General features: G+C 70.6%; 13 protein-coding genes. 4 read left to right on the plus strand and 9 right to left on the minus strand.

The window, feature by feature from the left end; genetic code table 11:
* Positions 1 to 8: 8 nt before the first annotated feature.
* Entirely contained in the window at positions 9 to 884 is an 876-nt protein-coding gene (locus ABIE45_RS08285) for a LysR family transcriptional regulator (RefSeq protein WP_192706274.1), read from the minus strand.
* 88 nt (positions 885 to 972) lie between these two features.
* On the opposite strand from ABIE45_RS08285, the gene ABIE45_RS08290 reads away from it, so the two are divergent.
* The 3 genes from ABIE45_RS08290 to ABIE45_RS08300 all read left to right on the plus strand — a co-directional run bounded on the left by ABIE45_RS08290 (position 973) and on the right by ABIE45_RS08300 (position 3,320).
* Positions 973 to 1,533: a DUF4865 family protein gene (locus ABIE45_RS08290; protein ID WP_192706275.1), complete on the plus strand. Its 561-nt coding sequence runs from the start codon at positions 973 to 975 to the stop codon at positions 1,531 to 1,533.
* Positions 1,534 to 1,559: 26 nt separating this feature from the next.
* Positions 1,560 to 1,952, plus strand: a complete 393-nt coding sequence (locus ABIE45_RS08295; protein WP_192706276.1) for a tautomerase family protein — start codon at positions 1,560 to 1,562, stop codon at positions 1,950 to 1,952.
* A 135-nt stretch (positions 1,953 to 2,087) separates the two neighbouring features.
* On the plus strand, positions 2,088 to 3,320 hold the full coding sequence (locus ABIE45_RS08300) for an MFS transporter (protein WP_192706277.1): 1,233 nt from the start codon (positions 2,088 to 2,090) through the stop codon (positions 3,318 to 3,320).
* 450 nt (positions 3,321 to 3,770) lie between these two features.
* On the opposite strand, the gene ABIE45_RS08305 is transcribed toward ABIE45_RS08300, so the two are convergent.
* The 8 genes from ABIE45_RS08305 to ABIE45_RS08340 form a co-directional block, all read right to left on the minus strand.
* On the minus strand, positions 3,771 to 4,646 hold the full coding sequence (locus ABIE45_RS08305) for an RNA polymerase factor sigma-32 (protein WP_192706278.1): 876 nt from the start codon (positions 4,644 to 4,646) through the stop codon (positions 3,771 to 3,773).
* 314 nt (positions 4,647 to 4,960) lie between these two features.
* Positions 4,961 to 5,566 carry a CarD family transcriptional regulator gene (locus ABIE45_RS08310; protein WP_192706279.1) on the minus strand — a complete coding sequence of 202 codons (606 nt, stop codon included), beginning with the start codon at positions 5,564 to 5,566 and terminating at the stop codon, positions 4,961 to 4,963.
* Between the two features lie 506 nt (positions 5,567 to 6,072).
* The gene (gene fdxA / locus ABIE45_RS08315) at positions 6,073 to 6,411 is read right to left on the minus strand and encodes a ferredoxin FdxA (protein WP_192706280.1); all 339 of its coding nucleotides are present in this window, start codon (positions 6,409 to 6,411) and stop codon (positions 6,073 to 6,075) included.
* A gap of 214 nt (positions 6,412 to 6,625) precedes the next feature.
* The gene (locus ABIE45_RS08320) at positions 6,626 to 6,919 is read right to left on the minus strand and encodes an RNA-binding S4 domain-containing protein (protein ID WP_192706281.1); all 294 of its coding nucleotides are present in this window, start codon (positions 6,917 to 6,919) and stop codon (positions 6,626 to 6,628) included.
* Between the two features lie 9 nt (positions 6,920 to 6,928).
* Positions 6,929 to 10,285 carry a helicase-related protein gene (locus tag ABIE45_RS08325; RefSeq protein WP_373622238.1) on the minus strand — a complete coding sequence of 1,119 codons (3,357 nt, stop codon included), beginning with the start codon at positions 10,283 to 10,285 and terminating at the stop codon, positions 6,929 to 6,931.
* Between the two features lie 90 nt (positions 10,286 to 10,375).
* Positions 10,376 to 10,684, minus strand: a complete 309-nt coding sequence (locus ABIE45_RS08330; RefSeq protein WP_192706282.1) for a hypothetical protein — start codon at positions 10,682 to 10,684, stop codon at positions 10,376 to 10,378.
* A 104-nt stretch (positions 10,685 to 10,788) separates the two neighbouring features.
* Positions 10,789 to 11,079 (minus strand): DUF1330 domain-containing protein, encoded by a 291-nt coding sequence (locus ABIE45_RS08335; protein WP_192706283.1) that lies wholly within the window; start codon positions 11,077 to 11,079, stop codon positions 10,789 to 10,791.
* A 72-nt stretch (positions 11,080 to 11,151) separates the two neighbouring features.
* Entirely contained in the window at positions 11,152 to 12,069 is a 918-nt protein-coding gene (locus tag ABIE45_RS08340; RefSeq protein ID WP_192707320.1) for a DUF3108 domain-containing protein, read from the minus strand.
* A 374-nt stretch (positions 12,070 to 12,443) separates the two neighbouring features.
* Here ABIE45_RS08340 and rpmB point away from each other — a divergent pair, with 374 nt between their 5' ends.
* A complete protein-coding gene (gene rpmB, locus ABIE45_RS08345) occupies positions 12,444 to 12,746 on the plus strand; it encodes a 50S ribosomal protein L28 (protein ID WP_091778228.1) in 303 nt (100 codons plus the stop codon).
* Positions 12,747 to 12,869 lie beyond the last annotated feature (123 nt).

The following is a 12,869-nucleotide window of genomic DNA, read 5'->3' on the forward strand; positions in this document are numbered from 1 at the left end:
GCGGCCCGTCAGCGGCCGCCGGGGTTCCGGTAGGCCGCCGCCAGAGCCCGCAGGGCCTGGGCGGCGCGCCCGTCCAGGCGGCGGGCGCGCAGCACGATCCAGGTCCGGGGCAATTCGGGCAGGCCGAGCCGCGCGCCGACCTCCATGGCGCCCGGCGGCGCGGTGCTCGGCGCCAGAGCCGCGACCGCGAGGCCGGCCGTGACCGCCGCCCCGACCGCCATCACGCCGCCGCCGACGAAGACCTCGGTCCAGGGCAGGCCCGCCGCGTCGAGGACGCGCGTCGCGGCACCCCGGACGTTGCACGGACCGGCGAGACCGGCGAGCCGCAGCGGCTCGCCCGCATGTGGTGCGGGAAAGTCCGGCGCGGCAAACCAGCCCAGGCGCTCTTCCGCCAGCACCGTTCCGTCGTGCCCGGACGCCGCTTCCGTGCGCAGTATTACCGCGTCGTAGCCGCCTTCGCCGGGCGCGTCGAAGGCGGCCGCGAGATCGCGCGACGCCACGATCCGCACCTCCGTAACGAGACCGGCCCCGTCGAGGCCGAGCCGCCTCAACAGAGCGGGGAGGCCCGGCCCGGCGACATGGTCGCTGATGCCGAGGCTCAGGCGGGCCGGCACCGTCCCCGCGACCTCCGCCAGCGCGCTGTCATGCGCCTCCAGAAGCCGCCGGGCCGCCGGCAGGAACTGCGCACCCTGTCGGGTCACGGCGACGTGCCGCGGCGTCCGGTCGAGGAGGCGCGTGCCGAGCCTGTCCTCCAGACGCTTGAGGCGCAGGCTGATCGCCGCTTGCGAAGTGGCAAGCGCCTCGGCGGCACGCGTGAAGCTGCCGAGATCGGCCACCCGCACGAAGGTCAGGACACCGTCGAGATCGAGAGGAGGTACGGTCATAAAAAAATGAAATGACAGATATCGGTTTCGATATGTCGCAGTTATCAAACTGTCGTGCAAGCTTGCGGGCGCCAACGAGGTTTGCCCGATGCTGATCGCCCGATACCGTCACCGCCTGCCGGCCGACTACGACATGAACCGCATCCGTGCGCGCGTCGCTGAGCGGGCACCCGCCTGGGATGTCATGCCGGGGCTGGTCCTCAAGGCTGTCACGATCGAGGAGCGGGGCCGGGGTGCGGCGACGAACGCCTACAGCTCGCTCTATCTATGGCAGGACGCCGGCGCGGCGGCCGCCTTCCTGGCCGCTCCCGCTTTCCGAGCCGTCGTCGACAGCTTCGGGCGACCGCGTGTCGAGACTTGGCTGCTCTCGACGGTGGATTTCGGGCCTGCCGCCACGGCCCGTTTCCTATCGGAGGAGTCACGCCTCGTCGCCCCCGAGGAGGATCTCGCCACGCTGAGCGAGACCGAGCGGACGCGCGGCCGCGCCATCGCCGGCGAGCCCGGCATTCTCGGAACATTGGCCGGCCTTGATCCCGAGGGCTGGCGGCTGACCCGCTTCACGCTCCGGTCCGAACCGGCCACCGGTACGCCGGCCGTGGCGATCGCGCATCTCGCCCGTCCCGGCCTCGCCGCGGCGCGCGGCCACTGATCACCCGGCTTCCTTGGAGTGTCACGATGCCCCTGACCCGTATCTCCCTGCGCGCCGGCACGACGGAGGCTTATCGCGCCGCCCTCGTCTCCGGCATCTACGCCGCGATGCGCGAAACCTACGCGGTGCCGGACGGCGACCTTTTCACGGTCATCCACGAGCATGCGGCGGCGGATTTCATCTTCAGCCCGGAATATGTCGGCATCCGCCACAGCGCGGATCTCGTGATCGTCCAGATCATCGCGAGCGCCACCCGCAGCACCGCTCAGAAGCGGGCCCTCTACGCCGCCATCGCCGACAATCTCGGCCGCGATCCCGGGGTGAATCCGGCAGATGTCATCATCACTCTCGTCGAGGTCTCGCCCGAGAACTGGTCGTTCGGTCACGGCCTGATGACGTATGGACCTTCCGAATCCTGAGCCTGCGACGCGGATTCGCGCGGTCCACAGGTCCGGCGGCATACGGCCGCGGTTCGGTGCCGCGACGGGCGGCCCGGGCTTGACCGTAACCGGGTGCAAGTCCAGGTCCGGGGCCCGAAACGGCTCCAGGATCGCATGGCTCCCACCGCTAACCTTGCCCTGATCAACCTGTTCATCGGGGATATCCAGGGTGGCCTCGGGCCGTTCCTGGGGACCTGGCTGGCGGAGGCGGCATCGTGGAGCCCGGCGCGGGTGGGGTTCGTCATCACCCTGGTCGGGTTCGGCACCCTGTTTCTCAGCGGCCCGTTCGGTGCCTTGGTCGACCGCTCCCGCTCGCCGCGCCTCCTGATCGCCCTGGCCTGCGGGGCGATCCTGGCGGGCACGCTGCTGCTGCTTCCGGCGCGCAGCTTCCCCGCCGTGCTGTGCGCGCAGCTTCTCGCGGCGGCGGGCGGGACCCTGCTGCTGCCGGCCGTCGCGGCCCTCACCCTCGGCATCGTCGGCAAGGACCGCTTCCCGAAGCAGCAGGGCCGCAACCAGGCGTTCAACCATCTCGGCATCCTGATCGCGGCCGGCGGCATCAGCCTCGGAACGGGCTATTTCGGCCCCGCCATCGCGTTCTGGGTCCTCGGCGGAATGGCGGTCGCGGCGATCGTCGCGACGCTGACGACGCCGGCCGGCGCCTGGAACCGCCGCCGGGCCGTCGGCTGGAAAGAGGACGACGAGGACGAGCCGGAGCGCAGCGGCATCCGGCAGGTTCTCGGCAACCGCCGGCTGCTGGTGCTGACCGTGGCGCTGACCCTGTTCAACCTGGGCAACGGCGGCATGCTCTCGCTGCTCGGCCAGAAGCTCGTGGCCACCGCCGCGGACGCCACCACCTGGACGGCCCGCTACGTGATGGTGGCGCAACTCGTGATGGTGCCGGTGGCGCTGTTCGCCGGATCGCTCGCGGACAGGCGGGGCCGCCGCCAGATGCTGATGGTCGCCTTCGCGGTCTTGCCGGTCCGCGCGCTGATGTCGGGCCTGATCGACGATCCGGTCTGGCTGATCGCCGCCGAGGTGCTGGACGGCGTGGCTTCGGGCATCGTCGGCGTGGCCGTGCCGGTGGTGGTGGCCGACCTGACCTGGGGCTCCGGGCGGACCCAGACGGCGCTGGGCAGCGTCAATGCGGTGCAGGGCGTCGGAGGCGCCCTGTCGAGCTGGTACGGCGGCTTGGCTTACAGCATGGTCGGCTGGACCGGCGCGTTTCTCGCCCTCGGCCTACCGGCGCTGATCGCCCTTGCGCTGGTGATCTGGCTCGACGCAACCCCCGAGCCCGGCCGCCGCCGCCGTCGGCGGGAACGGCACAGCGCCGCCGTCCAGAGCGCTTGAACCGGCAGCGCGATCAGGGAGCCCAATCGACCCGTCTTTGCGAGCGCGGCGGAGTGATCGAGAGCCGCTCCTGATCGGGTTGCGCCAGGCGGCAGGCCACTTCGAAGAGCGGTCGTCCAACTCCTGCCCCTCATCCAGAGGTGCCCGCGTCAGCGGGCCTCGAAGGAGGCTCCAGCCAGCCGCGCGATCCCTGGAGGTCTCCTTCGGGGCCTCCGCTGCGCTCCGGCATCTCAGGATGAGGGGGAGGGATCGGGCACCGCGGCCCAGGACGCGGTCCTTTCCTGTGACCCAACGCGGTCGGGAGCGGCTCTAGATCGAGCTACGGTCCCGACCTCTCGCTAACCCTGAGCCGCTTCGCTACACGCGTCGAGGGTGGCGCAGCGAGCAGCTGAACCCTCAAAACGCGAAAGCCCGGCCGAGGCCGGGCTTCGGGACGACGCGTCGTGCCGGTCAGCCGATATGCGGGCTGCCGGTGGCGGCCGGGAAGCGATCGGCCAGGGCGCGACGCAGCTTCTCCAGGGCGCGGTTCTCGATTTGACGGACCCGCTCCTTCGAGATGCCGAGACGCTGCCCGAGGGCTTCGAGGGTCGCCTGATCCTCGGCGAGGCGACGCTCGCGCAGGATGCGCAGCTCGCGCTCGGACAGGACGGTCAGCGCCTGCTGCAGCCAGCTGAGGCGACGCTCGCCATCGACCGTCGCGCTCACGGTCTCGTCCGGCAGGTCGGCACCGTCGACCAGAAAGTCCATCCGCTCCGAGGAGGCGTCGTTGTCCTCGCCCACCGGGGCGTTGAGCGACATGTCGGGACCGGACAGGCGCGCATCCATCAGGGCGACGTCGTCGCGCGAGACGCCGATCGCGCTGGCGATGCGGCGGTGGATCTCGTCGCCGACATGCTCCTCGGTGGATTGCATCAGCCGGGCGCGCAGCCGGCGCAGATTGAAGAACAACGCCTTCTGGGCCGAGGACGTCCCGCCGCGCACGATCGACCAGTTCCGCAGGATGTAATCCTGGATCGAGGCCCGGATCCACCAGGTCGCGTAGGTCGAGAAGCGAACGTCCCGCTCGGGCTCGAAGCGGGCGGCCGCCTCCATCAGGCCGACATGCCCCTCCTGGACGAGATCGGCCATCGGCAGGCCGTAGTGACGAAAACGCCCCGCCAGGGCGATGACGAGGCGCATATGGGCTGAGATCAGGCGATGGAGGGCGCGCTCGTCGCGATCGTCCTTCCAACGGACGGCGAGGCCGCGCTCTTCCTCCCGGGCCAGGAAGGGCGCCTCCATGGCAGTCCGTATGAACTGCCGACGAATTCCCGCGATCTCAGCCATCCGCCTGCCTCTTGTTGTCGAGTGCTGTTGCGGCGCCGGACCTGCTGCCCGGCGCGCAGGCGTCACCGAGGGGCGACGCCAGGCAACCGACAACGGAAGGCTGAACGCGAAAGTTCCGCCGCGTTGCCCCAGAATGCGACAGTCGGCCGGCCACGATTTCGTGTTCTCTCGGGATCAGATGGGCTTGGCTGCCGCTCCGTCCAGTCCCGGATTGCTCGAAGATGTCTGGCCGGCTGGCGGCGGGCGCGTCAGCAGGCCAAAAAAAACCCGGCCACTGGGGCCGGGTCTGTCGTTGCTTCAGGGCGTGGCTGGCCTCAGGCCGCCTCCTCCTGGATATCGTCGCCCTCGCTGTCACCCTCGGCTTCGGCCTCGGGCTCCGCCTCGCTCTTGGCCCGCCGCGGCGACTTCGCAAGGCTCTGCTCGATGAGCTTGAGGGCCTCCGTTTCGGTGATGCGGTTTACCGAGGAGATCTCGCGCACGATCCGGTCGAGGGCGGCCTCGTACAGCTGACGCTCGGAATAGGATTGCTCGGGCTGAGCCTCGGAGCGGAAGAGGTCGCGCACCACTTCGGTGACGGCCAGCAGGTCGCCCGAGTTGATCTTGGCCTCGTATTCCTGGGCGCGGCGCGACCACATGGTGCGCTTGATCCGGGCGCGGCCGGTCAGCAGGTCCAGGGCCTTCTTCACCAGTTCCGGCTCGGCCAGCTTGCGCATACCGACGCTGTTGGCCTTCGCGGTGGGGACGCGCAGAACCATCTTGTCCTTCTCGAACGACACTACGAACAGCTCAAGCTTGTAACCCGCGATCTCCTGCTCCTCGATCGCGGTGATGCGACCGACGCCGTGGGCCGGATACACGACAGCCTCGCCGGTCTTGAAGCCCTGCCGGCCTGTGGTCGTCGTCTTCTTGGCTGTGGTCATGCGAGAAGGGCCTCCACTGGCGCGCAGCGTTTCGACGCCGCGCGAAACCGTGTTCTTCCGGGCGGGACACCCGGTTTGCCTCGCCGCTCCCAGGACCTTCGCCAAAGTGCGAGATCCCGGGCGTTCCCCGGCGCGGCCGCGCAAAAGCCTGGAACGTCCGCCGAAGTCGCCTTCAGCGGTCGGTCGCGTACTACTCCTAACCCACGAAGATCGAAGGTGTTTCGGCTGGAGGAAGCACGTCAGGCGCAAGCGACGGCAGACCGATTGTGTACCACAATCCGGCGCGCAGATCAAAGCATACCTGAAGACGCACACGCATGCCCTGCGCGGCGACGAAGAGTTTTACACCGGCGTAGCCGGGCAGAAATGCCGCAGCTGCGGATCAGGGCTTCGTAAGACGCAGGCCAAGCAACGTCACCGCACGCGATGGTCGGCCGGCAAAACTCTGCCCGCCGGGTCGGCTCGGGCGAGATGCAGTGGGAAAGCCTGTGGACCCGCCGCCCAGTTCAGTCGCCGGAGCCGGGGTTGGGCGAGAAATGGGCTTCCAGTTTCCCCGTCTTGCCGTCCCAATCCTTGGCGTCGGCCGGGGCTTCCTTCTTCTGCGTGATGTTGGGCCAGGTCTTGGCATAGTCGGCGTTCAGCTTCAGCCACGTGTCGAGGTTCGACTCGGTGTCGGGCTTGATCGCCTCGGCCGGGCATTCCGGCTCGCAGACCCCGCAATCGATGCACTCGTCCGGGTGGATGACGAGCATGTTCTCGCCTTCGTAGAAGCAATCCACCGGACAGACCTCGACGCAGTCCGTGTACTTGCACTTGATGCAATTGTCGGTGACGACGTAGGTCATCGGATGTCTTCGTCCTAAAACACGACTTGGCCCGGGCGGAGCCTGGGGACGGCCCGCACGCCCGGGTGGCGCTGCGAGGGGACGCCGGTGAGGTCCGGCGCGGAGCCGGGCTTCGAAGGCCACGGCTCTAGACGCTGCCTCTCGGGCTGACAAGCGCGCGGGCGCCGCATGTTGTGCTGCCGATCGCTCTGAGGACGGTTGTGACCCCGTCGCGTCACTCGGTGGGATCCGCGTGAACGGAGCCGCCCGACAGATCGTCGTAGAGAAGCCGCGCCTCCGGGGCCGGTCCGCGCCGCGCGCCGAGGCCGAGAACCCGCACGGCCAGCGTGGCGTGCGGCGCGGCGACCGTCACCACGTCGCCGATGCCGATACCCTTCGCCGGGTTGTCGGCGCGCGTCCCGTTCACCCGAACGAAACCGTCCGAAGCCAGCCGCGCGGCGAGGGACCGGGTCCGCGCGAAACGCGCGAACCACAGCCACTTGTCGAGGCGCTGCCGGTCCTCCCGCATGCGCGGGGATCAGCGCTTCCCGCCGTCGCCGGCTTCGAGCTGCGCCTTGAGCGCGGCCAGCTTGGCGAAGGGCGAATCCGGATCCGGCGCCCGCTCCCGCCGGGGCGGCCGCTGATCGGGCCGTGGACCCGCATGGCGCTGCTCGGCGCCGCGCTGATCGTCCCGGCGCTCCGGCCTGCCGCCCTCGAAGCGGTCGCGACGGGGGCCGCGATCCCGTCCCGGACGCGGTCCGCCGTCTCCGCCCTCGGCCGCCCGGCGGTGCTCCGGCCGGCCGCCCTCGGGACGTCCCTGTCCCGGGTGCTGACCCTGCTGGCCACCGTCGCGGCCGCGGCCGGCGCCGCGGGGACGGTTCTGCGGCCGCTGATGGGTCGGGCGCTGATGGCGCTGCAGGCGCCACACCTCGATCTGCGGCACCTCTGCGGTCGGCTCGCCGTCCGGGGGCGCGGTTTCGGCCGCCGCCTCGGCGGTCACGTCGCCAGCCACGTCGGCGGCCGCTTCGGCGCCGGCCTCGGCCGGCTCGGACCCTGCCTCGCTCTCGGCCACGACGGGCGCCTCGGGCGCTTCGGCCGGCTGATCCACCTCGGCAGCGCCTGCCTCGGCCGGAGGCGTGTCCGCCGCCGGCTCCTCGACGGCCGCGATTTCGGTTTCCGGAGCCGGGATCTCGGCGGGGGGCTCCTCGGCTCCGCTCGCGGAGACCTCTTCCGCGGAGGCGTGGGCCTCCTCGGCGGAGCCTTCGCCGCGCTCGGCCGCTTCCGTGGAGGCCTCGTCGTCGGCCGGCTCGGCGGCATCCGCCTGCGCGGTGACCGCCTCATCGGAGGCGGCCTCGGCGGCCGCCGCCGGTACGGCCGGCGCGGTGGCGGCGGCCGGGACGAGCGGCACGGTGATGGCCGGGCCGGGGCGCGCCTCGGAATTGTAGCCGAGCGACTTCAGGATCGAGGCGAAATCCTCGCCCGAGCAGCCGACCAGCGAGGTCATGCCGACGGTGGCCACGAAGCCGTCGCCGTCGGCGGTGCCGTCCGGCGGGGCGCCCGGCGTGGTGCCGGGCCGGTAGGCGATCGCCGGGCGGATCAGATCGGCGAGCCGCTCCAGGATGTCGACGCGCACGGCGCGCTCGCCGCTGACCCGGAAGCCGGCGGCGCGGTAGAGGCCCTTGGCGATCTCCCGATCGACCTTGATCGAGGTGCGGCCGGAGCCGGCGAGATGCGCGATCTCGTCGAGGCCGCGCTGGTCGAGGCCGCCGTTGCGCAGGGCCCAGAGCTGGGCCGCGAGGGTGCGGGGCGCCGGCTTGAGCAGGGCCGGCAGGAAGATGTGATAGGCGCCGAACCGGACACCGTGGCGGCGCAGGGCCCCGCGGCCGTCCTGATCGAGGCTGCGCATCTCGTGCGCGACCTTCGAGCGCTCCAGCACGCCCAGCGCCTCGACCACTTGGTAGCCGATCCCCTTGGCGAGACCGGTGAGGTCGGCCGCGGTCTCGATCTCCATGAGCGGACCGAGGAGGCGCACGATGGTGGCCTTCAGCCACGCGTCGAGGCGCGCTTCGACCTTCTCGCGATGGGCACCGGTCAGGCTGTCGTCCGCCAGCAGACGGATCTGCGGGGCGAACAGCTTCTCGCCGGGGGTGAGCTTGGCGACGGGCGCGCCGGTCCAGCGGATCGTGCCGTCATGCGCGAGCACGAGGGTCGAATCGGCGGTGGCGCCGAACCGGTCGGCCCGCGCCTCGATCTCGCCGGCGAGCGCCTTCTCGGCGGCACTCCTCAGGGTCTTGGCTTCGTGCCCCTCAGCGCTGGCATCGGGAACGAACAGGAATCCGTGAAGGTGGCCGACATGCTGACCCTCGACGGTGACGTCACCGTCGGCGGTAATCTGGGCTTCGAGCATCGTGTTCTCTCTCAGGCGCCGCATCAGGACGCTTGTGCGCCGGTCGACGAAGCGGCTCGCGAGGCGTTCGTGCAGGGCGTCGGACAGCCTGTCCTCTACCCGACGCGTCTCGCCCTGCCAATGTTCTGGGTCGCGCAGCCAGTCGGGTCTGTTGGCGACGAACGTCCAGGTGCGTCCTTGGGCGATCCGACGGGACAGGGTGTCGATGTCGCCGTCGGTGCGGTCGATCATCGCCACCTGCTCGGCGAACCACGTGTCGGGGATCCGCCCGGCCATGCCCTTCATGAGGAATCGGTAGAGCTGGGCCACGAGGTCGGCATGCACCTGCGGGTGGACCTTGCGGTAATCCGGCACGCCGCAGGTGTCCCAGAGCCGCCGAACCGTGGCGGCGCTCCGCGCCATGTCGCGGATGTCCTCCTCCTTCATCAGGATCTCGAGGGCCTGCTGGTCCTCGCCCATGGGGGCGCGGGTCAGGCCCGATTCGCGCGGGTGCTCGTCGAGGCTCGCCTGCAGCGCCTCCAGGTTGCCGAACGCGAGATCCGGGTTGCGCCATTGCAGGATGCGCAACGGGTCGAAGTCGTGGCTCTCGAGGCGCTCCACCAGCTCGGGCTCGAAGGGCGGGCAGCGGCCGGTGGAGCCGAAGGTGCCGTCCGCGAGGTGCCGCCCGGCCCGGCCGGCGATCTGGCCCATCTCGGCGGGGGTGAGCTTGCGGAAGCGGGTGCCGTCGTACTTCCAGTTGGCCGCGAAGGCGACGTGGTCGACGTCGAGGTTGAGTCCCATCCCGACCGCGTCGGTGGCGACGAGGTAATCCACGTCGCCCGCCTGGTACATCTCGACCTGGGCGTTGCGCGTCCGGGGCGAGAGCGCGCCCAGCACCACCGCGGCGCCACCGCGCTGGCGGCGGATCAGCTCGGCGATGGCGTAGACCTCCTCGGCCGAGAAGGCGACGATGGCGGTGCGGCGGGGCAGACGCGAGAGCCGCTTCTCCCCCGCAAAGGTCAGCTGCGACAGCCGCGGCCGGGTGGTGGTGTGGACGTTTGGGATCAGGCTCTGGACCAGCGGCAGCACGGTCGAGGAGCCGATCAGCAGGGTCTCCTCCCGGCCGCGCACGTAGAGCAGGCGGTCGGTGAAGACGTGGCCGCGATCCATGTCGGCGGCGAGCTGGATCTCGTCGATCGCCACGAACGCCACGTCGAGGTCGCGGGGCATCGCCTCGATGGTGCAGATCCAGTAGCGCGGCCGGTCCGGTTTTATTTTCTCTTCCCCGGTCACCAGCGCGACCTTTTCCGGGCCGACCTTGGCGACGACGCGCAGGTAGACCTCCCGGGCGAGGAGCCGCAGGGGCAGCCCGATCATCCCGGTCGAGTGCGCGAGCATCCGCTCAATGGCGAGATGCGTCTTGCCGGTGTTGGTCGGCCCGAGGACTGCCGTGACGCCGCGGGCGCGGGCGTCTCGGGACAGCGAGCGGCTGGGCGAGGGGCGAAGCAAGGCGTCGATGGTCGGCGATTCCTTCGGACCGGAAGGCCGTCGCGGCGCCGGCAGGGCGCGGAGCGGGGGATGCTGGGGCGGCCGGTCGCGTCAGGGACGATAGGGCCGGATCAATCCTCCCCCATATGGGATGCCGCCGCCGCCAGGTCCAACCTGCGGCGTGATGAGCGGGTAGACGTCGATCTGCGTCGTCGGCGTGCCCGGCTGGGGCGCCACATCGGCGCAGAGCGTGTCGGGCATCGCCACAAGCGGGCCGCGGCGGTGCTCGACGATCTCGGCCGATGAGTAGGCGTCGCCGCCGCAGCCGGATTCCGCGGTGCCGGCGGTCAGCGGTCGCGCGGCGGCCGGGCCGCCGAGGACGGTCAGGGCGAGGGCGATTCGGAGGGCAGATAGGCGCATCCGCGGATTATCGCGCGGCGGATGAAGATTTCGTCCACGGCCTCCGTCGCCGCTTCGCAGTGCCCGCGATGCAGTGGGAAACGAAGGGTCCAACCGGAAGCGGCTCAATCCACGCCTTCCACCAGCACCACCTCGCCGATCCCCGCCGGCCGGCGCTTCTCGATCGCGGCCTGATACTCGGGCGAGAAGTAGTAGGTGCGCGCCGCCTCGTAGGATTCGAATTCGAGCACGACGTTGCGCGGACGGGCCTCGCCCTCGAGCGCTTCGCTGCGGCCGCCCCGGACCAGCGGCTTGCAGCCGTACTTGCGCATGGCCTCGGAGGCCATGGCGGCGTAGTCCTTGTAGGCGTCCGGGTCGGTGACCGTCATCCGGACGATGATGTAGCCTTTGGGCACTGGCTGACCTCCCTGGCGCGGCGGACGCGCCGGGCGGACGTGCCGGGAAAGCCGCCGCCGGTCAAACCGCCCTTACTGCCCGGCCAAGCTCGCCTGCGCGACGCTGCCGCCGGCGGCGCCGGCCGTCGCGGTCGTGGTCGGATTGCCGCCCTGGCTCCAGCGCGTGGCCTCGATGATGTTGGTGCCGATCGTGGTGAGCACGGAGATGCGCAGCGGGATCAGGACGCGCGTTCCCTCGACGGGGGCGAGCCAGACCGACATCTCGCGGTTCTCCTCCATGAACTTCACCCCTGGCCGGTCCGGGCGGTGGCCGGCCACTGCCTGATAGCGGGCGTTGCACACGAGAACTTGGCCGGCATAGCCGGGCTTCTGCACCGGGCGGGTCTCGGCGTAGCTGAGCACCACGTTGAAGCGGGTTGCGCCGTCGAAGACCGGCAGCGTTCGATTGCAATTCTCCGGATCGAGGGGCTCGCCGCGCCCCTGGGTTGGCATCAGCAGGGCACTCACCGGGTCGATGATGCCGCGCTTGTTGGCCGGGGTGACCGGCACGCGGTCCTGCATGTCGATGAGCGGCGGCGTGACCTCGGCCTGGACCACGTTCCCGTGCGCCAGGGCCATGCGCACCGCGATGCCGGAACTCGCCGTCTGCGTTGCGATGGCGAAGGCGCCGGGCTGCGGCGCGGCCGAGAAGCTCCCGGAGGCCCGGGCCGAGCCCTTGCCGCCGGTGATCGCGCCGACGAGGCCGGTGAGCACCGCCGACACGTCCATCGCGTAGCGGTCGCGTTCGAAGGATCCGGCAAGACGCGCCGTGCCGATCGGCAGGCCGGCGAGATTGATGCCGTAATCCACCGCCACGGTCGCGGCGGCCGGAGCGGCGCGTTTCCCGCGTGACCCGCGCGCGGCGGCATCGGCCGGGGCCGCGAGGGCCGCGACCGCGAGAAGGCTGCCCGCGAGGCGCCCGACAGCGTGCTTCGTCACAGGCTTGATCATCCGACCGATTGGCGTGGCGCTCATGATCCGGATCGCATCCCAGGGCGGGCGGCCCAAGACACCCGCTCGAACACACCCTCTCGAACACCCGCTCGTCGGCATCCTCTCGACGCCCGGAGCCGGGAGAGGCACCTTCCTGCAGGTGGAAGAAGGCTATATCCCAACATCGTGGTTAACAGACCGTTGGACGGCCGATGCGCCGCCTCTGCCCGCCGGCACCTTGACGCGGCGCGGCTTTGTCACCTATAGGCTCGCGCCTTCAACAGGACTCCGCCGGACCTGGAACACGCAATGGGCGCCGCCCGCTGCGACGATGATCGCGCCGGTCGCGATCGGGTCTATTCGGGCGGAACGAGACGGGATCGTTTTTTATCATGGCGCGCCGCTGCGAACTCACCGGCAAGGCCGTTCAGGTCGGCCACCTCGTGAGCCACTCGAACCGCAAGACCAAGTGCCGGTTCCTGCCGAACCTGTGCAACGTCACCCTCCAGTCCGACGCGCTCGGCAAGCGGGTGCGCTTGCGGGTCACCGCGCACGCCCTGCGCTCGGTGGAGCACCGCGGCGGCCTCGACGCCTTCCTGATCAAGGCCGGCGAGGGCGACCTGTCGCAGACCGCGCGCCTCCTGAAGCGCGAGATCCATAAGAAGCTCGCCGAGGCCCCGGCCGCCGCGGCCTAAGGCTTCGGGCTTCACGCCCCTCATCGGACGGTTTAAGCCGCCTTGGCCATCAAGGCCGCGGCGGTTTCCGCTTGCGTGCGGTACGTCGCCGGATCCGAGCGACCCAGTGGCGCCTTCATCCTG

Origin of the sequence: Methylobacterium sp. OAE515, assembly GCF_041806315.1 — a bacterium.
GTDB lineage: Bacteria > Pseudomonadota > Alphaproteobacteria > Rhizobiales > Beijerinckiaceae > Methylobacterium > Methylobacterium tardum.